Annotated in this window: 18 protein-coding genes; 11 read left to right on the top strand and 7 right to left on the bottom strand. The window is 73.6% G+C overall.

The genetic code is table 11. The features are described from left to right. Positions 1-788, bottom strand: a 788-nt coding sequence (locus tag O2W16_RS20110; RefSeq protein WP_269160608.1) for a DUF3152 domain-containing protein, incomplete at its 3' end; no start/stop codon positions are given. 648 nt (positions 789-1,436) lie between these two features. On the opposite strand from O2W16_RS20110, the gene O2W16_RS20115 reads away from it, so the two are divergent. The 6 genes from O2W16_RS20115 to O2W16_RS20140 all read left to right on the top strand — a co-directional run bounded on the left by O2W16_RS20115 (position 1,437) and on the right by O2W16_RS20140 (position 5,646). Next, on the top strand, positions 1,437-2,684 hold the full coding sequence (locus O2W16_RS20115) for a CpaF family protein (protein WP_269160609.1): 1,248 nt from the start codon (positions 1,437-1,439) through the stop codon (positions 2,682-2,684). Then, entirely contained in the window at positions 2,681-3,544 is an 864-nt protein-coding gene (locus O2W16_RS20120) for a type II secretion system F family protein (RefSeq protein ID WP_269160610.1), read from the top strand. Before O2W16_RS20115 ends, O2W16_RS20120 begins: the two co-directional genes overlap by 4 nt. A 70-nt stretch (positions 3,545-3,614) precedes the next feature. Then, positions 3,615-4,556 carry a type II secretion system F family protein gene (locus O2W16_RS20125; RefSeq protein WP_269160611.1) on the top strand — a complete coding sequence of 314 codons (942 nt, stop codon included), beginning with the start codon at positions 3,615-3,617 and terminating at the stop codon, positions 4,554-4,556. Between the two features lie 28 nt (positions 4,557-4,584). After that, positions 4,585-4,791, top strand: a complete 207-nt coding sequence (locus tag O2W16_RS20130; RefSeq protein WP_269160612.1) for a hypothetical protein — start codon at positions 4,585-4,587, stop codon at positions 4,789-4,791. Next, complete coding sequence (locus tag O2W16_RS20135) at positions 4,781-5,188, top strand: TadE/TadG family type IV pilus assembly protein (protein WP_269160613.1); 408 nt, start codon at positions 4,781-4,783, stop codon at positions 5,186-5,188. Before O2W16_RS20130 ends, O2W16_RS20135 begins: the two co-directional genes overlap by 11 nt. Continuing rightward, positions 5,185-5,646 carry a hypothetical protein gene (locus tag O2W16_RS20140; RefSeq protein ID WP_269160614.1) on the top strand — a complete coding sequence of 154 codons (462 nt, stop codon included), beginning with the start codon at positions 5,185-5,187 and terminating at the stop codon, positions 5,644-5,646. The genes O2W16_RS20135 and O2W16_RS20140 overlap by 4 nt, the downstream gene beginning before the upstream one ends. A gap of 128 nt (positions 5,647-5,774) precedes the next feature. On the opposite strand, the gene O2W16_RS20145 is transcribed toward O2W16_RS20140, so the two are convergent. From O2W16_RS20145 to O2W16_RS20155, 3 genes are all read right to left on the bottom strand, one after another. Next, positions 5,775-6,713 carry a sugar phosphate isomerase/epimerase family protein gene (locus O2W16_RS20145; protein WP_269160615.1) on the bottom strand — a complete coding sequence of 313 codons (939 nt, stop codon included), beginning with the start codon at positions 6,711-6,713 and terminating at the stop codon, positions 5,775-5,777. Positions 6,714-6,865: 152 nt separating this feature from the next. Next, positions 6,866-8,440 (bottom strand): FMN-binding glutamate synthase family protein, encoded by a 1,575-nt coding sequence (locus tag O2W16_RS20150; protein WP_269160616.1) that lies wholly within the window; start codon positions 8,438-8,440, stop codon positions 6,866-6,868. A gap of 130 nt (positions 8,441-8,570) precedes the next feature. After that, complete coding sequence (locus O2W16_RS20155) at positions 8,571-9,506, bottom strand: sugar phosphate isomerase/epimerase family protein (RefSeq protein ID WP_269160617.1); 936 nt, start codon at positions 9,504-9,506, stop codon at positions 8,571-8,573. A 425-nt stretch (positions 9,507-9,931) separates the two neighbouring features. On the opposite strand from O2W16_RS20155, the gene O2W16_RS20160 reads away from it, so the two are divergent. Then, positions 9,932-11,554, top strand: coding sequence for an ABC-F family ATP-binding cassette domain-containing protein (locus O2W16_RS20160; RefSeq protein ID WP_269160618.1), 1,623 nt, complete (start codon positions 9,932-9,934; stop codon positions 11,552-11,554). Positions 11,555-11,634: 80 nt separating this feature from the next. On the opposite strand, the gene O2W16_RS20165 is transcribed toward O2W16_RS20160, so the two are convergent. Then, positions 11,635-11,865 carry a hypothetical protein gene (locus O2W16_RS20165; RefSeq protein WP_269160619.1) on the bottom strand — a complete coding sequence of 77 codons (231 nt, stop codon included), beginning with the start codon at positions 11,863-11,865 and terminating at the stop codon, positions 11,635-11,637. Positions 11,866-12,063: 198 nt separating this feature from the next. Here O2W16_RS20165 and O2W16_RS20170 point away from each other — a divergent pair, with 198 nt between their 5' ends. The 3 genes from O2W16_RS20170 to O2W16_RS20180 are packed head-to-tail and all read left to right on the top strand — an operon-like array spanning position 12,064 to position 15,551. After that, the gene (locus tag O2W16_RS20170; protein WP_269160620.1) at positions 12,064-12,300 is read left to right on the top strand and encodes a hypothetical protein; all 237 of its coding nucleotides are present in this window, start codon (positions 12,064-12,066) and stop codon (positions 12,298-12,300) included. Continuing rightward, positions 12,297-13,040: an ABC transporter ATP-binding protein gene (locus O2W16_RS20175; RefSeq protein ID WP_269160621.1), complete on the top strand. Its 744-nt coding sequence runs from the start codon at positions 12,297-12,299 to the stop codon at positions 13,038-13,040. The genes O2W16_RS20170 and O2W16_RS20175 overlap by 4 nt, the downstream gene beginning before the upstream one ends. Positions 13,041-13,043: 3 nt before the next feature. Then, on the top strand, positions 13,044-15,551 hold the full coding sequence (locus O2W16_RS20180; protein WP_269160622.1) for an ABC transporter permease: 2,508 nt from the start codon (positions 13,044-13,046) through the stop codon (positions 15,549-15,551). Between the two features lie 339 nt (positions 15,552-15,890). Here the strand turns inward: O2W16_RS20180 and O2W16_RS20185 are convergent, their stop codons facing one another. After that, positions 15,891-16,127, bottom strand: a complete 237-nt coding sequence (locus O2W16_RS20185) for a hypothetical protein (protein WP_269160623.1) — start codon at positions 16,125-16,127, stop codon at positions 15,891-15,893. 117 nt (positions 16,128-16,244) lie between these two features. Then, positions 16,245-16,481 carry a hypothetical protein gene (locus O2W16_RS20190; RefSeq protein ID WP_269160624.1) on the bottom strand — a complete coding sequence of 79 codons (237 nt, stop codon included), beginning with the start codon at positions 16,479-16,481 and terminating at the stop codon, positions 16,245-16,247. 232 nt (positions 16,482-16,713) lie between these two features. Between O2W16_RS20190 and O2W16_RS20195 the strand changes: the two genes are divergently transcribed. Next, positions 16,714-18,495 carry a putative bifunctional diguanylate cyclase/phosphodiesterase gene (locus O2W16_RS20195; protein WP_269160625.1) on the top strand — a complete coding sequence of 594 codons (1,782 nt, stop codon included), beginning with the start codon at positions 16,714-16,716 and terminating at the stop codon, positions 18,493-18,495. Positions 18,496-18,504: the final 9 nt, after the last annotated feature.

The raw sequence follows: 18,504 nt of genomic DNA on the forward strand, positions 1-18,504 counted from the left end.
TCGAGGTCTGTCCAGCGGCTTCGGATGGCGCCGTAGACCTCGTGGGCTCCGGTGTCGGGGGTCCAGTAGATCGAGGCACCGCCGCTGCCGGCGTAGTGCTGGAACTGGCCGACCTGGTCCGGAGTCGGCTTCTCCCAGGTCACCGGGGGGCCGAGTGCTCCGTCGGCCTGGCCCAGCGACCGGTACAGCAGCTCGATGGCCGACCAGTTCACCGACACGCCCTGGTTGCTCGCGGCCTGCGCCCGTTCGGCGATGAGCGGCCAGACGTTGGCCAGGCAGCCCTGCAGCGAGATGGACTGCTGCTGCATCACCGGGGCCGTCTGGCCCCCGCTCGGACAGTCCCGGTGGCCGAGCCCGAGCCAGTGCCCGACCTCGTGCAGGATCACGTACTGCTGGTACAGCGGGAGCCCGAGCGTCCAGGAACTCGTGCCCAGGCGCCACCGCTCGTCGTTGATGTAGACGGTTCGACCGACCCGGCAGCTCCACGTGCTGCTGCAGCCGGGAGCTGCGTTCCCGACCACGGCGGGGGAGGCGAGGACGAGGTCGAAGTCGGCGCCGGAGGGGACCTGCTCGAACGCGAGGGTCCCGCCGAGGCTCCAGCCGCGGTAGTCAGCGAGCGTTTCGGCCGCCACCGCGGAGAACTGGCCGAGATCGCCGGCGACCGCACCACGCGCGGAGACGGTGTAGGTCACCGTCCGCTCCACCGCCTGGGCTGTGCTGGCGCCCGGGGTCACGACCGTCGCGATCGCGATCAGCGCGGTCAGGATCACTTTCGCGTACCGGTTCATCTGCCCTCATCCCTCGCCGATCGCGCGGTCGCGCGGTCGCGTGTGAGTCCCGATGTGAACCCATCGACGAACGAGCTCGCGGTGTCGATGGGTTCGATTTCTGGCCTGCACCGTAGTGAGCCGGAAGGGTGGTACGCGAGGCCCACCAGCGGGGCCGGCTCCTGCAGCCGAGCGGACGTCACCGACGAGAGGGGAAAGGCCAGGCGTCATGGATACAGCGACTGGAAGTACGGCGGATGGCGGTGTCCCGCGACGGCGTCGGCACGTGTCAGCTCGGGCGGCCGCCGCGATGGGCGCTCCCCACGAGGCCGGTTCGCTGGGATGCTGGGACGTCTACCCGACGGAGGTGGTCCTGTGGGCACCTGGTTGATCGTCGTCCTGATCCTCGCCGCACTGGTGGTGCTGGCGTTCCTCACGTTCGCGGTGGCCACGCGCCGCAAGGTGGTCAAGAGGCGCAGGCGCTAGCCCGCGCGGGCGGCAGGGACGCCGGCACGTGGCGAGCCTGGCGGAAGGCGTCGCCTGAACGGGTGAACCCTGCGGCGGAGCGGTCACTCTTCGTCCACAGGGCTCCCCGCGAGACGTGATCGTCCCCTTACAGTCACTGGACTCAATCCGACCAAGTGGCTGCTCAACGGGGGTGTCGTGCCGGTGGCGAGTACCGCCGTCGAACTCGTCGACGGTGAGGTCCGTGAGCTGATCCGCCGCCGGGGCCTGGACCCGTTCAGCGATCCCGGTCCGGTGCGGATGCTGGTGCGGGACGTGGTCGCCGACTACTCCGAGCGCTCGCTGTCCTCCACGCTGCCGCCGGCGGGTGACCCGGAGGGCCTCGTCCGCGACGTGCTGGACCGGGTGGCCGGCTACGGGCCGTTGCAGCGGTGGCTGGACGACCCGGAGGTCGAGGAGATCTGGGTCAACGAGCCGGGCCGGGTGTTCGTCGCCCGCCGCGGTCGCAGTGAGCTGACCACGACGATCCTGGGTGCCGGTCAGCTGGCGGACCTGGTCGAGCGGATGCTGCGCAGCTCGGGTCGGCGGATCGACATGTCCACCCCGTTCGTGGACGCGATGCTGCCCGACGGGTCGCGGCTGCACGTCGTGATCCCGGACGTGACCCGCCGGCACATGGCGGTCAACATCCGGAAGTTCGTGCTGCAGGCGCACTCCCTCGACGAGCTGGTGGCGCTGGGCACGCTGACCGCGCAGGTGGCCCGCTTCCTGGAGGCCTCGGTCGCCGCCGGGCTGAACATCCTGGTCTCCGGTGGAACGCAGGCCGGCAAGACCACGATGCTGAACTGCCTCTGCGCGGCGGTGCCGGCCCGCGAGCGGGTCGTGACATGCGAAGAGGTCTTCGAGTTGCGGGTGCCGCTGCCCGACGTCGTGGCGATGCAGACCCGGCAGGCGAACCTCGAGGGCGCCGGGGAGATCCCGCTGCGCCGGCTGGTGAAGGAGGCGCTGCGGATGCGGCCCTCCCGGCTGGTCGTCGGGGAGGTGCGCCAGGAGGAGTGCCTGGACCTGCTGATCGCACTCAACTCCGGACTTCCGGGCATGTGCACCCTGCACGCCAACAGTGCGCGCGAGGCCGTGGTCAAGATGTGCACCTTGCCGCTGCTGGCGGGGGAGAACATCGGGCACGCCTTCGTCGTCCCGACCGTGGCCTCCAGCGTCGACCTGGTGGTGCACGTGGGCACCGAGCCCAGCGGCGCACGCCGGCTGCGCGAGGTGGTGGCGCTGTCCGGCCGGACCGAGGGCAGCGTCGTCGAGACCGCCGACGTCTTCACCACCCGCGACGGCCGGCTGGTGCGCGCCGACGGGTACCCGCCGCACGCCGACCGCTACGCCGCCCACGGCTTCGACCTGGCCGCGCTGCTGGGTGACCCGGCGGATCGGCGGACCGCATGAGCGTGCCCGGCGGCCTGCTCGGGCTGGCCCTCGGTGTCGGGCTGCTGCTCATCTGGCGCAGCGGCGCACGCGCGCCGGTCCGGCGGGCGGGCACGTCCCGGCCGGGACGGCGTCAGCAGCTGCTGGCCGCCGCCGGGCTCACCGGGATCAACTCCGCCCAGTTGCTCGCTCTCCAGGTCGCCCTCGGCGTCGCCGCGCTCCTGCTGGTGCTGCTGACCACCCAGACGGTGACGATCAGCCTGGCGTTCGGCGTCTTCGGCTCGGCGGTGCCGTACCTGCTCGTGCGCCGGCTGGCCGCCAAGCGCCGAGCGGACCTGCGGGAGGTCTGGCCGGAGGTCGTGGACAACCTGGCGTCGGCGGTCCGGGCCGGGCTCTCGCTGCCGGAGGCGTTGTCGGCGCTCGCCGTCCGGGGCCCGGAGGTGCTGCGGGGCTCCTTCGCCCGGTTCGCCGCCGACCATCGGTCCAGCGGCCGGTTCAGCGACGCCCTCGACCGGTTGAAGGACGACCTGGCCGACCCGGTGGGCGACCGGATCGTGGAGACGCTGCGGGTGGCCCGGGAGGTGGGTGGCAGCGACCTGGGCCGGGTGCTGCGCACGCTGGCCGCCTTCCTCCGCGAGGATGCCCGGGCCCGCGCAGAGCTGGAGACCCGGCAGGGGTGGGTCATCCAGGCGGCCCGGCTGGCCGTCGCCGCGCCCTGGGTGGTGCTGCTCCTGCTCGCCACCCAGCAGCAGACCCTCACCGCGTACGACAGCCCGGTCGGGACGGCGCTGCTGCTCATCGGCGGCGGGGTGTGCCTGCTGGCCTACCGGCTGATGCTCAAGATCGGGCGGCTGCCCGAGGACGTGCGGGTGCTCCAGTGAGTGAGCATCGTAGCGAGCGCCAGCGAGTGAGGAGCGGAGCGAACGGGCCGCGGAGCGGCGTGATGTCGTCGTGAGCGCCGGGCTGACCGGCATGCTGCTCGGGCTGGTCGCGGCCTCCGGCGTGCTGCTGGCGGTGAGCTTCTCCCCGCCGTTCCGGCAGGTGCGGCTGGTCGACCGGCTCGCGCCCTACGTGCACGACAGCCCGGCGCCGTCCCGGCTGCTGGGCACGGCCACCCAGCCCGGGGTGCTCAGCGCTGCCCGGCGGGTGTTCGGCCCGGTGCTGGCCGACGGCGCCCGGCACGTCGACCGGCTGCTCGGTGGCCGGGTGGCGGTGCGGCGGCGGCTCGACGCGCTGAACGCCGACACGACCGTCGAGGACTTCCGGATCGAGCAGGTCGTGTGGGGCGGGCTCGGGCTGTTGGGCGCCGCCGTCCTGGCCGCCGCCGGTTCGGCGCTGGCCGGGTCGGTGAACCTGCTGTCGGTCGTGCTGCTGTGCGTGGCCGGCCTGGTCGGCGGGGTGCTCGGCCGCGACTGGTGGCTGACCCAGCAGGTGCAGCGGCGGGAGGAGCTGCTGCTGGCCGAGTTCCCGGTGGTCGCCGAGCTCCTCGCGCTGGCCGTGACCGCGGGGGAGAGCCCGACCGCGGCGATCGCCCGGGTGACCCGGCTGTCCGGCGGCGAGCTGGCCCGGGAACTGGGCGCCACGCTGGCCCGGGCCCGCGCCGGGGTGCCGCTGGTCGACGCGCTGCAGCAGCTGGCCGACCGCACCTCTCTCGACCCGCTGGCCCGGTTCGTCGACGGCCTGATCGTGGCCATCGAGCGCGGCACCCCGCTGGCCGAGGTGCTGCGGGCCCAGGCCGCCGACGTCCGGGAGGCCGGCAAGCGCCGGCTGCTGGAAGCAGGCGGGCGCAAGGAGATCGCGATGATGATCCCGGTCGTGTTCCTGGTGCTGCCCGTCACCGTTCTGTTCGCCCTGTACCCGGGGCTGATCAGCATCGTCTCGCTGGCGCAGTGACGCCGGTGACCGACAGAGAGGACCACGGATGCGTGCTTACGCGTTCCTTCTGACCGCGCTGGCTGCGCTGGCGGCCCGGCTGCGGGAGGACGATCCCGAGCGGGGCGACGTCCCGGGCTGGGTGATGATCACGGTGATGACCGCAGCCCTGGTGCTGGCGATCCTCGTGCCCTTCCGCGCGGCGATCGTGGAGGCGGTGTCGAACGCGCTGGAGTCCGTGACGAGTGCGCCCTGAGCGACTGAGCGACGACGGCGAGCGGGGCAGTGCGGTCGTCGACTTCGTGCTCGTCGGCGTGCTGATCGTGGCGCTGCTGCTGGCTGTGTTGCAGGTGGCGGTCTACGTGCACCTGCGCAACGTGGTGGTGGCCAGCGCCCAGCAGGGGGCCCGGTATGCGGCCAACGCCGGCGTGCCCACCGAGGCCGGCGCGGCCCGGACGCTGGAGATCGTCGGGCAGGCGACCTCGACGGGGACGGCGGCGGGGCTGGCGTGCGAGTCGGTGCAGGAGGTCGACGACAGCGGGTTGACGCTGGTCGTCGTCCGCTGTGTCGGTGCGGTGCCGAGCTTGTTCGGCCCACTGGGTGACCTGTTGCCGCTGTCGGCGACCGGGCGCTCGGTGGCGGAGACACCGTGACCTGGATCCGTGCGCGGCTGGGCGGCCCCGAGCGGGGGTCGGCGATCGTGGAGTTCGTGTTCATCGCGCTGGTGGTGTTCCTGCCGCTGGTCTACATCGTGGCCGGGTCCTCCGCCGTCCAGCGCGGTGTGTTCGCGGCCAACGCGGCGGCGCGGGAGGCCGGGCGGGCGATCGCCATGGCGCCGGACGTGGCGACCGGGCAGGCACGGGCGGAGGCGGCGGTGGCGATCGCGGTGGCCGACCAGTCGGTGGAGGCGACCGACGTCGTCCTGGCGTATGCGCCGGCCGGCTCGGGCTGTGAGGCGGCGGGCGGCTATGCGCCGTCGTTGGTGCCGGGGGAGGAGTTCTCGGTGTGCGTGACGGTGACGGTGCGGATCCCGCTGCTGCCGGAGTTCATCGACGCCAACACCGCCACCGGCCAGTTCCTCGTCGAACGCGACCGCTACGTCGACGGCTGACCGATCCGCCGTTGTGCGCTCATCATCGGTCCCGACCCGGCGAACCGACGATCGGCGCACAACCCCGCGGACACGCGCGAGGGGCGGCCCCGGCTGACCGGGACCGCCCCTGCGGAGGTGCTGCTACCTCAGTAGGTCACGGAGGTGAGGTAGTCGAGGCCGGCCTGTGCGGCCTCGAAGGGGTCGAACGTCGGGTCGCCGAAGCGCGGGTCGTGCTCGACGACGAAGTAGCGGATGCTCCCGCCGGCGGCCGCGAAGATCGCCGGGAAGTCGAGGGAGCCGCGGCCGACGATCTCGATGCGGTTGTCCAGGGCCGGGTTGAGGTCCTTGACGTGGAACAGCTTGATCCGCTTGCCGTACTCCTCGACGACGTCGACCGGGTCGAGGCCGGCGTAGGCGACCCAGTACAGGTCGAGCTGGGAGACCACGTTCTTCTTCTGGGTGTGCTGCATCAGGATGTCGAAGGCGGTGCGGTCGCCGAAGACGGTGGTGAACTCGAAGTCGTGGTTGTGGATCATCAGCGTCTGGCCGGCCTTGCGCGCCTGCTCACCGACGGCGTCGAGGTACTCGGCGTAGGCGATCCAGTCGGCCTCGGTCGCGAGCTCTCCGATCCACGGGGCGCCCGCAGTGCTGCCGGAGCCGAAGTACTCGATGCCGAGGGTGCGGTTGTCCGCGAGGATCTGCTCGATGTCCGCGGGGTCGGCGGGGGAGCCCACGTCGACGTGTCGGACTGACGCCTTGAGGCCGTACTCGTCCAGGAGGGCCGCGTACTCCTCAGCGGTCCAGCCGCTCAGGGTGTACGGCTCCACGTTGTGATAGCCCATCTCGGACAGCCGGCGCAGGACCTCCTCGTGGCGCGCCTGCGCTCCGGCGTCGTCGCCGATGTAGTCGGCGAACGTGTAGAGCTGGATCGAGATCTTGCTGAGCGGCACGCCCCGATCGGCGCACTCGGCGGAAGCCGGGGCCTTCGTGGGCGGAGCGGCGCTCGCTGAGCCGGCGAGGCCGACGAACAGCAGTGTGGACAGGACGGCTACGAGCACGGCCCGCAGACCGATCGGCACCTTCATGGGTCCCCCTCTGAGCGTGACGTGGGCAGACGACATCGCCGGGCGGCCACCCGCTGTCTGGCGGCGTGAGCCCCGCACCGAGGTGTGCTGTGCGTCACGACGTAGCGGGACTTGTGTCAGACACAAAGCAGAAGTCGGACAGCTGCCCGGGCTCAGTCGACGGCGGTGGGGGACGGGGGAGCGCCGCCGCCCTGCGGTGCCTGATCGGTCATCAGTCGGACGATCTCGGCGCGATCGGCCGCCGAGGGGAGTCCCCAGGTCGGCTCGTACTCGTAGACCTCCGACAGCGGGCGCGAGGCGGTGCGTCCGGTGAGGATCTCGACCGCCGAGGTGTCGATGAGCCCGGGGTGCTCCACGCCGCAGGCCTCGGCGACCCTGATCAGGTCGCGCCGGAGTGTCTGGATGTAGGTGCCCGCCCGAACCGACTTCAGCGCGGGGTCGAGGCCGTGGGCGAGCCAGGCGTTCTGGGTGGCGACGCCGGTGGGGCAGGTGTCGGTGTGGCACTTCTGCGCCTGGATGCAGCCGATCGCCAGCATCGCCTCGCGGGCGACGTTGACCAGGTCGCAGCCGAGGGCGAAGGCGATGACGGCGTTGTCGGGCAGGCCGAGCTTGCCGCCGCCGATGAAGGTGACCTGCTCGTGCAGCCCGGCCCGGGCGAAGGTGGAGTAGACCCGGGCGAAGCCCAGCTGGAAGGGCAGCGAGACGGAGTCGGTGAAGATCAGCGGCGCCGCACCGGTGCCGCCCTCGCCGCCGTCGATGGTCACGAAGTCCACGCCGCGGCCGGTGGTGGCCATCAGGTCGGTGAGCTCCTGCCAGAACCCCATGTCGCCCACCGCGGACTTGATGCCGACCGGCAACCCGGTCTCGGCGGCCAGCAGCTCCACCCAGTCGAGCAGGCTGTCGGTGTCGGTGAACTCGGCGTGCCGGGACGGGCTGATGCAGTCCACGCCCTCCGGGACCCCGCGGCTCGCGGCGATCTCGGCGGAGACCTTGGCCGCCGGCAGCACACCCCCGAGGCCGGGCTTGGCGCCCTGGCTGAGCTTGATCTCCAGGGCGCGGACGGGGGCGGAGGCGACGAGGTCCTTGAGCCGGGCCAGGTCGAAACGGCCGTGCTCGTCGCGGCAGCCGAAGTACGCCGTCCCGAGCTGGAACACCAGCTCACCGCCGTGCCGGTGGTGCCGGGAGATGCCACCCTCGCCGGTGTTGTGCAGGCAGCCGGCGAGCGCGGCGCCGCGGTTGAACGCTTCGACCGCGTTGCCGGACAGCGAGCCGAAGCTCATCGCGGAGATGTTGACCACCGACTGCGGCCGGAACGCGTGGGTCCGGCCGCGGGCGGCGCCGAGCACCTTGGCGCTGGGGAGCGGGGACTCGTACCCGGCCTGCACGGTGGTGGTCGGGACGGCGTGGCCGAAGGTGCGGTGGTTGATCACCGGGTAGCCGGCGGTGAACTCGAGATCGTTGTCGGTGCCGAAGCCGAAGTAGTTGTTCTCCTTCTTCGCCGACGCGTAGACCCAGCGCCGCTGGTCGCGGGTGAACGGCCGCTCGTCGTTGTTGGCGGCCACCAGGTACTGGCGCAGCTCGGGGCCGATCGACTCCAGCAGGTAGCGAGCGCGGCCGAGCACGGGGAAGTTGCGCAGCAGGGTGTGCTCGCGCTGGAGGAGGTCGCGGGCGGCGACCCCGGCGAGGGCGGAGAGTCCGGCGGCCGCGGCGCGGGTGGCCCAGGTCATGCACCACTATGACGCGCCGGCGGCCGGTCGGCAGCGGTCGGCGGACTGACCCTGCGGCGGTGGGCCAGTCGGACACACCCGCAGGGGCGGCCCCGGCTGACCGGGACCGCCCCTGCGGGTTGGTGCTGCCTCAGTAGGTGACGGAGGTGAGGTGGTCCAAGCCCACCTGTGCGGCCTCGAAGGGGTCGAACGTCGGGTCGCCGAAGCGCGGGTCGTGCTCGACGACGTAGTAGCGGACGCGGTGGGCGGCATCGAAGATCGCCGGGAAGTCGAGGGACCCGCGGCCCACGATCTCGATCCGGTTGTCCAGCTCCGGGTTGAGGTCCTTGACGTGGAGCAGCTGGATCCGCTTGCCGTACTCCTCGACGACGTCGACCGGGTCGAGGCCGGCGTAGGCGACCCAGTACAGGTCGAGCTGGGAGACGACGTTCTTCTTCTGGGTGTGCTGCATGAGGATGTCGAAGGCGGTGCGGTCGCCGAAGACGGTGGTGAACTCGAAGTCGTGGTTGTGGATGAACAGCGTCTGGCCGGCCTTGCGCGCCTGCTCACCGACGGCGTCGAGGTACTCGGCGTAGGCGATCCAGTCGGCCTCGGTGGTGAGCTCGCCGATCCACGGGGCGCCCGCGGTGCTGCCGGAGCCGAAGTACGTGATGCCGAGGGTGCGGTTGTCCTCGATGATCTGCTCGATGTCCGCGGGGTTGGCGGGGGAGTCCACGTCGACGTGCCGGGCTGACGCCTTCAGGCCGTACTCGTCCAGGAGGGCCGCGTACTCCTCGGCGGTCCAGCCGCTCAGCGTGTACGGCTCGACGTTCCGGTAGCCCATCTCGGCCAGCCGGCGCAGCACCTCCTCGTGGCGCGCCTGCTCGTCGGGACCACTGCTGAGGTGGTCGGCGAACGTGTAGAGCTGGATCGAGATCTTGCTCAGCGGCACGCCACGCTCGGCGCACTCCGCAGCCGCTGCGTCCTTCGTCGGTGGGGCGGCGCTCGCCGTTCCGGCGACGCCGACGAACAGCAACGCGGACAGGACGGCGACGAGCACGGCCCGCAGGCCGATCGGCAACTTCACGGTTTCCCCCTTGGCTGGTCACGTGGGCACACGACACCGCCGCGGGAGGCCGCCCGCTGGCTGGGGCGGCGAAGACGCGACTGTGGCGTGCGCCACAACCTAGGGCCACTTGTGTCAGATGCAAAGCAGAAGTGGGACGAAGCCGGGCGGAAGGAGATGGCTGCCGCGGGCGCGCCGTGGTCACCTGCACGTGGCTGTCCCGCCGGCCAGGGCGGGGCCGAAATCGGCGTGACGGCCCGGCCCGCCGGTGACTAGCGTGCCGGGCAGCAGTCCTCGACCAGGGAGCAACGACATGGGTGGCAGCGGCGACATCTCCGGGTGAACCCCGGGATGTGCCCGGCAGGCGCGCGCAGCCGCCGTGGCCTCCGTCGTCCTCGTCCACCGTCGGGCCGTCACCGCGCCCGCGTCCCTGCAGAGGTCCTGCCATGCCCGACGCCTCCGTCGTCTGCTCCGCCCTGTCCTTCGCCTGGCCCGACGGCACCCCCGTCCTCGCCGGCTTCTCCTGCGCCGTCGGCGCCGGCCGCACCGGCCTCGTCGCGCCCAACGGCGCAGGCAAGAGCACCCTGCTCAAGCTGATCGCCGGCGAGCTCCGGTCCGCCGCGGGCACGGTCACGGTCGACGGGGTCCTCGGGTACCTGCCCCAGTCGCTGCCGCTGGCCGGCGACCTGACCGTCGCCGAGGTGCTCGGCGTCGCGCCCGTGCTCGCCGCCCTGGCCGCCATCGAGTCCGGTGACGCCGCCGAGGCGCACTTCGCCACCATCGGCACCGACTGGGACGTCGAGGAGCGCACCCGCGCCCAGCTCGACCGGCTGGGCCTCGGCGACGTCGCCCTGGACCGCCGGCTCGACACCCTCAGTGGCGGGCAGGTCGTCACCCTCGGCCTGGCCGCGCAGTTGCTGACGCGCCCCGACGTCCTGCTGCTCGACGAGCCGACCAACAACCTGGACGGCGACGCGCGACGCACCCTGTACACCGCGCTCGACGACTTCGCCGGCTGCCTGCTGGTGGTCAGCCACGACCGGGCGCTGCTCGACCGGATGGACCGCATCGCCGAGCTCGACCGGGGCGAGCTGCGCACCTACGGCGGGGGCTTCACCGACTGGGAGGCCGCCGTTCGGGCCGAGCATGAGGCGGTGGAGCGGGACGTGCGCACGGCCGAGCAGCAGGTCAAACGGGAGAAGCGGGAGCGGCAGCTGGCCCGGGAGCGCGCGCAGCGGAAGTCGGGCAACGCCGCCCGCACCGTCCAGGACGCCGGCCTGCCGAAGATCGTCATCGGCAAGCTGAAGCGGCGGGCGCAGGAGTCGGCGGGCCGGGCCGACGACGTGCACGCCGACCGACTCGACGGCGCCCGGACCCGGCTGCAGGAGGCCGAGCGGGCGCTGCGCGACGACCAGGCGATCGTGCTCGATCTTCCGGGCACCGCGGTGCCGGCCGGGCGGACCGTGTTCGCCGGCGAGGGGCTGCAGCTGCGGCTGGGGGAGCGGGCGCTGTTCGCCGAGGGCGGCGTCGACCTCACCATCCGCGGCCCGGAGCGGATCGCGCTGACCGGTGGGAACGGGGCCGGGAAGTCGTCCCTGCTGCGGCTGGTGACCGGCGACCTCACACCCGACGCCGGGGAGCTCCGGCGGGCCGAGGGACGGGTCGCCCATCTCTCCCAGCGGCTGGACCTGCTCGACCCCGACCGCACCGTGGCCGAGGCGCTCGCGGACACGTCACCCACGATGTCGGCGGCGGACCGGATGAACCTGCTGGCCCGGTACCTGTTCCGCGGCAGCCGGGCGCACCTGCCGGTCCGGGCGCTCTCGGGTGGTGAGCGGCTGCGGGCGACGCTGGCGTGCATGCTGCACGCCGAACCGGCACCGCAGCTGCTGCTGCTCGACGAACCGACGAACAACCTCGACCTGGTCAGCGTCGCCCAGCTGGTGAGTGCGTTGGCGGCCTACCGGGGCGCGTTCGTGGTCGTCAGCCACGACGAGCGCTTCCTGGCAGAGCTCGCCCTCACCCGCAGACTCCACCTGGCGTCAGGCCGCCTCCACGAGCCCCGCTGACCCGGCCGCCGTCGTGCGTTCACCGGGGTCGCAGCTGCGTCGACACCCCGGTGAGCGCACACCGGCGGCGCTGAAGGACGTCAGCCGGCGATGCGGGTGCACTCCGGGCAGCGGTCGGTGCCCGGGAAGGTCTTCCAGTCCTGGTCGGCGACGGCGGACACCAGCACGCCACAGACCGACTGGTCGAGACCGTCGACGACCGGGCGGGCGACGGCATGGGTGACCTGGTCGCTGCTGCGCGGGTCGTGCTCCGTGGAGGCCACGTGGGTGGCGGTGAGGTCGGTTCCGATCGTGGAGAGGCTCGCCGTCATGCGCAGCAGCCTGCCGCAGGAACATGACGATCAGACTGCGATGGGACGTTGATCGTGCGATGGCTCGTCACACCGGCGACCGAGCCCGGGGCCCGAGGTAGCGCCTGCTGTACCGCAAGAGACCAGGTCAGGGGATCGGAGACCAGCCTCCGCCCGGCCAGCATCGGACGGGACACCAGACCGACCGAGGAGCCCCCCGTGCCCGATCCGTACCGCCTGGACCCCGCGCCCACCGCCCAGCCCGTCGACCGCAGCCGCGCACAGGAGCCGGCCCGGCCGCTGCGCACGCTGCTGTGGATCGTGCTGGTGGTCAGCATCGCCGGGAACAGCGTCACCTCGTTCAGCGCCGTCCCGCTCGCGGTCAGCATCGGCTTCGGCCTGCTGACCGCCGTCAGCGCCATCACGCTGATCAGCCTGCACGTCCGGCAGCGATGAGCACCGTCCTCGCCCCGACGACCACCGCCGCCGTCGCGCTCACCCACGTGACCAAGACCCACCCCCACGGCGTCCGCGCCCTGGACGACGTCACGGTCGAGGTGCCCGGCGGCAGCTTCCTCGCCGTCATGGGCCCCTCCGGCTCGGGCAAGAGCACCCTGCTGCAGATCGCCGCCGGTCTGGACACCCCGACCAGCGGCGACGTCCTCCTCGACGGCACCGGGATCGGCGGGCTGGACGAGACCCGCCGCACCGAGCTGCGCCGCGACCGGATCGGCTTCGTCTTCCAGGCCTACAACCTGCTGCCGGCGCTCACCGTGGCGGAGAACATCACCCTCCCGCTGCGGCTGGCCGGGAAGCCGCTGGACCGGGAGTGGGTGCAGTACCTGGTCGACCGGGTGGGCCTGGGCGACCGGCTGGACCACCGGCCGACCGAGCTCTCCGGCGGTCAGCAGCAGCGCGCCGCGATCGCCCGGGCCCTGGTCGCCCGGCCCGCCGTCGTCTTCGCCGACGAGCCCACCGGCGCCCTGGACCTGCACAGCGCCGCCGAGGTGCTCGGCCTGCTCCGTGCGCTGGTCGACGACCTGGGCCAGACGGTCGTGCTGGTCACCCACGACCCGGCCGCCGCCGCCCGCGCCGACCGGGCGCTGGTGATGGCCGACGGCCGGGTCGTCGACACCCTCGTGCACCCGGCCGCCGCCGACCTGGCCACGCTCCTCGTCGCGCTGCGCGAGGGCTGAGCGGTGCTCGCCCTCGCCCTGCGGCTGGCCCGCACCCGGCTCACCGCGTCCCTCGCCGTCTTCGTCGCGGTGCTCGGCGGGGCGGCGATCGTCACCGGCACCGGCGTGCTGGCCGAGTCCGGGCTGCGCTCCCACCTGCCCGTCGACCGGCTCGCCGGCGCCGAGGTGGTCGTCTCCGCCGACCAGACGGTGCAGCCCAGCGCCGACGTCGCCGTCGCCCTGCCCGAACGGGGGAGCGTGCCCGCCGCGCTGGCCGACGAGCTGGCGCAGCTGCCCGGGGTACAGGCAGCCGTGCCCGACGTCAGCTTCCCGGCCGCCGTCCTCGACGCCGCGGGGGACCCCGTCGTCACCGCCGACCCGGCGACCGCCGGGCACGGCTGGTCGTCGGTCGGCCTGCTCGACGACCCGACGGTCACCGGCACCCCGCCGACCGGCCCGCGGGACGTCGCCGTCGACACCGCGATCGCCGCTGCGGCCGGAGTGGCCCCCGGCGACCCGGTGCGGGTGGTGCTGGCCGGCCGCCCGTCCGACGCCCGGGTCACCGCCGTGGTCCCGGCCGGTGCGGGCGTCCTCGTCGCCGACGACCGGGCGGCGCAGCTGACCGGGCGGTCCGGCACCGTCGACCTGATCGGCCTCCAGGTGACCGGGGACGTCGACACGGTCGCCGACGCCGTCGGTCCGCTGCTGCCCGCCGGCACGATCGTCAGCACCGGTGACGCCCGGGGCGACGTCGCCCTCCCCGAGGCGGCCGCGGCCCGGTCGCTGCTGGTGGTGCTGGCCTCCTCCCTGATGGGCGTGCCGCTGCTGATCGTCGGGTTCGTCGTCGCCGGGGCGCTGGCCGTGTCGATCGGCGGCCAGCGCCGGGAACTGGCGCTGCTCCGCGCCGTCGGCACCACCCCCCGGCAGCTGCGCCGGCTCGTCGCCGGGCAGGCAACCGTGGTCGCGGCGGTCGCGCTCGTCCCGGGCATCGCCCTCGGCCACCTGCTGGCCGGGCAGTTCCGTCGGCTGCTGGTGCACGTCGGGGTGCTCCCCGATGCGCTGCCGCTGACCATCAGCCCGCTCCCGGCGCTGGCCGCCGCCGGGCTGCTGGTCGGTGTCGTCCAGGTCGCCGCCCGCTGCGCCGCCTGGCGCACCAGCCGCGAGCCGGTGACCCAGCTGCTCGCGGACTCCCGGACCGGCCCGCGCACCCCCTCGCCCGGCCGGCACCGCGCCGGCCTGCTGCTCATCGCCGCCGCCGTGCCGCTCTCGGTGCCGCCACTGCTGGTGCAGTCGCCGATCGGGGCGGCGTCCACCTCGCTGGCCGGCATCGTCGCCGCCATCGGCCTGGCGCTGGCCGGACCCCTCCTGCTCCGCCGGGTCACCGGCCGCCTCGCCCGCCGGCTGCCGGCCGGCACCTCGGCGCCTGCCTGGCTGGCGGTGGCCAACCTGCACGGCTACGCGCTGCGCTCGGCCGGGGCGGTCACCACGCTGGCGATGGCGGTCGTCGTCGCGCTCACCTACACGTTCGCCCAGACCACCGTGATAGACGCGACGGCGGAGGAGGCCCGGGCGGGCACCCTCGCCGACACGACCGTCACCGCCCCGGCGCTGGGCGGCATCCCCGCCGGGCTCGTCGAGGACGTCAGGGCCGTCCCCGGGGTGGAGGCGGTCGCGCCGGTCAGCTCCACGACGGTGCTCTGGCCGCTGCGCGTGCTGGGCGAGGAGGAGCTGTCCGCCGGACCCGCGCTGGTGCTGCCCCCGGCCGGGGCGGGCGTGCTCGACCTCGACATCCGCGCCGGCGACCTGGCCGACCTGACCGGGGCGACCGTCGCCGTGGGCCGCAGCGCTGCCAGCGCCCGGGGCGTCGGCGTGGGCGACCAGGTGCAGCTCACCCTCGGGGACGGCGCAGCGGTCGAGGCCCGGGTGGTCGCCGTCCACGACCGCGAACTGGGCTTCGGTTCCGTCGTCCTCTCGGCCGACCTGGCCGCGGGGCACACCACCGGCGGGCTGGCCGACAGCCTGCTGGTGCGCACCGACGGCGACCCGGCGACCGACCGGGCGCTCGCCGGGCTGACCGACCGGCCCGGCGTGACGGTGTCCGACGGCGGGGTCGCCGGCGACCGCCCGGCCGCGCCGCCGGAGGTCTGGATCAACCTGGCGGTCATCGGCGTGCTGCTGGGCTACCTGCTGCTGGGCATCGCCAACGCGCTGGTCGCGGCCACCGCCCAGCGGCGCGGTGAGATCGCCACCCTGCGGCTGACCGGCACCACGCCGCGGCAGGTGCGCACCATGATGCGACGCGAGGCGGCGCTGGTCTCCGGTGCGGCGGTCACGGCCGGGGTGCTGGTCTCCGCGGTGCCGCTGGCGCTGCTGGGCCTGGGCTTCCTCGACCGTCCGTGGCCGTCGGGGCCCGGCTGGCTGCTGCCGGTCACGGCGCTGGTCGTCATCGGCATTGCGTTCCTGGCCATCGAGCTGCCGACCAGGTCCGCCCTGCGGGTCCCGCCGGCGGACGCGCTCGCCAGCCAGGGGTGAACCGAGAGGCTCAGCTCGGGAAGCCGTCCCCGCCGGCCAGTGCGGTGATCGCGATCATCGCGGCGAAGACCAGGACGGTGGCGACGAGCACGCCAGGCACAGCGCCCAGTTGCGGTCGCCGAGCCCGGGCTTCGTGGGCGCAGGCCTGGGCTCCTCGTCAGCCGGGCGGTGGGGGCGCTGTTCGACGGACACGCTCATGCGGGCTCCCTGAGACGTCGGCCGTGCCGGCCGATGACCTGGGCGCCGTGTTCGGCGCCCGATCCGGACGCCAGGGAGCGCGGGAGCCGGACACCTGAGGCCAGAGGTCCCTCGTCCAGGGACCTCTGGCCCCAGGGTGGATCACTGGAGCGTGTCGCGGTTCTGGGCGTGCTCGCTGACCTGCGGCATCTCCTCGCCCCCCGGCCCGACCCGCACCGGCTCCCCGGCCGTCGTGCGGGCCCAGCAGAGCCGGCACAGGTGGGTGGGCTCCTCCGGCAGCAGCGGGTGCGCGCCCAGCGGCTGCACCTGCACCCAGCCGACGGCGCCGGCGGAGTCGGACACCTCGGCGCACCGGTCGCAGCGGTACCGAACGGTCATGCGGATCGACCTCCTGGCCCGAGGGACGACGGTGGCCCTCAGGACACCAGCGTCCCCCTCCACCGCCGAGATCGCACACCGGATCTGGTCAGCGGCGGAGGGTGATCGCGCCGTCGGTCAGCCGCCTCGGTTGGCCTCGGCCTGGACGACGCCGAGCAGTGCGGTCTGCAGGGTCTGGTCGTCGTGCTCGCCGCGGTCGAGGGCCTCCTGGGCCGGCGCGGGGAGCTGGCGCACGTCGACGTCGTCCAGCCAGGTCGTGTCCCCGCCCACCTCGCGGCCCAGCTTGAGGGTGTCGCCCTCCCGCCGCACCAGGTACTCCTCGCCGCCGAGCTCGATCGTCGTTGATTCGCTCATGGCGTCGCCCTACCCGGAGCGTCGGCAGGTCTACACCCGGCCGACACGCACACCGGCGTCGATCCGGCGGCCGGGACACGCCGTCGGGGAGCTGCCGGTGTTCACTCTTCTTGGGTCGACCGGCGTGGCGGGTCTCCAGCTGTGACCACCGTTGTCGATGGTCTCGAGGGGGCAGGAACGGCCCGGGAGTGTGCACGAGAGGCTCCGCGACGAACGAGCACAGGAGGTGGGCGTGCCGCGAGCGAGGAGTGCCCCGCAGTTGCCGATCGACGTCGGTCAGCGGGACGACGGTGAGCAGGCGCAGGCCGGGCTGGTGGCCGGCGTGCTGGACGCCCTGCCCTCACCGACGGTCCTGATCGACGCCGACGGCACGATGCTGCTGGTCAACTCCGCCTGGCAGGCCGCCGGCGACCTGCTCGACGACGACCGCCTGCGGGTCGGCGTGGGCGGCAACTACTTCGCGGTGATGCTGAGCCTGTCCGACGACGTGACCAACCGGGAGCGCATCGACCACCTGCGTGAGCTGTCCGCCGGTGCCCGGACCTCGGTCTCGGCCGACTACGCCCTGGCCACGGCGACCGGGGTGCGCTGGTACCACCTGCAAGCCTCCCGCGCCGACCGGTCCGGCCGGGTCGTGGTCACCCACACCGACGTGACCTCCCGGGTCGAGGCCGAGCGGGCGTCGTCCTGGCAGGCCCGGCACGACCACCTCACCGACCTGCCCAACCGGGCCCACCTGCACGACCTGATCTCCGCCGAGCTGCGCCGCGCCGACCGCGGCCCGGTCACCGTGCTGTTCCTGGACGTCGACGGCTTCAAGGACGTCAACGACACCCTCGGCCACGAGATCGGCGACCACCTGCTCCGCGAGCTGGCCACCCGGCTGACCAGTCGCACCCGGGCCCAGGACACCGTCGGCCGCCTCGGCGGCGACGAGTTCGTCGTGCTGTGCCGCGACTGCGACGTCGACGGCGCCCTGGCGCTGGCCGAGCGCTTCCAGAGCACCTTCGACGAGCCGTTCGACCTCGGCGAGCGCGTCACCCGGCTGACCGTGAGCATCGGCGTGGCCACCGCGCCCGGCGACGACCCCGGGCTGCGCTCCACCGACCTGGTCCGGGACGCCGACCTGGCGATGTACGCGGCGAAGGCGGCCGGCCGCAACCGGGTGCGGGTGTTCAGCCCCGAGCTGCGCAGCGCCGTCGAGCAGAAGGTGCTGGTGGCCGCCGAGCTGCGGGCGGCGATCGAGTCCGACCAGCTGGTGCTGCACTACCAGCCGGTGCTGCACCTGCCCAGCGGCGAGGTCTCCGGGGTGGAGGCCCTGGTCCGCTGGCAGCACCCCGAGCGCGGCCTGCTGATGCCCTGCGACTTCATCCCCCTGGCCGAGCAGACCGGGGTCGTCGTCCAGCTGACCCGGTGGGTGCTGGCCGAGGCGACCCGGCAGGCCGCGGCCTGGGACCGGGCCGGCCTCACGCTGGTCACCGGGGTGAACATCAGCGCCGCGCACTTCGCCACCGGCACCCTCGTCGCCGACGTCCACGACGCCCTCGAGGCCGCGGGGCTCGCGCCGGAGCGGCTGGTGCTCGAGCTGACCGAGACCAGCGTCGCGGAAGACCCACTGCGGGCTGCGGCCCAGTTCGCCCAGCTGCGCGTCACCGGGGTGGAGGTGTGCATCGACGACTTCGGCAGCGGCTTCTCCTCGTTGAGCCAGCTGGTGTCGATCCCGGCCGGCATCCTCAAGCTGGACCGCAGCCTCATCGCCGGCATCGAGGTGCGGCGCAGCGAGTCCGCGGCGGCGATCGCCGCCGTGGTCGGGCTCGCCACCGCCTGCGGCATGCGCAGCCTCGCCGAGGGCGTGGAGACCGCCGATCAGCTCGCGCTGGTCAGCGCGATGGGCTGCACCCATGCGCAGGGCTTCCACATCGCCCGCCCCATGCCGGCCGTCGAGGTCGCCGACTGGCTGGCCATCCGGCGGGCTGCCCGCCGCGCACTCCGCACGCGCCCGCACAGCGCCTGAGCTCTGGCG

It is taken from the genome of Modestobacter sp. VKM Ac-2984 (assembly GCF_026967985.1).
In the GTDB taxonomy this organism is placed as follows: Bacteria; Actinomycetota; Actinomycetes; order Mycobacteriales; family Geodermatophilaceae; genus Modestobacter.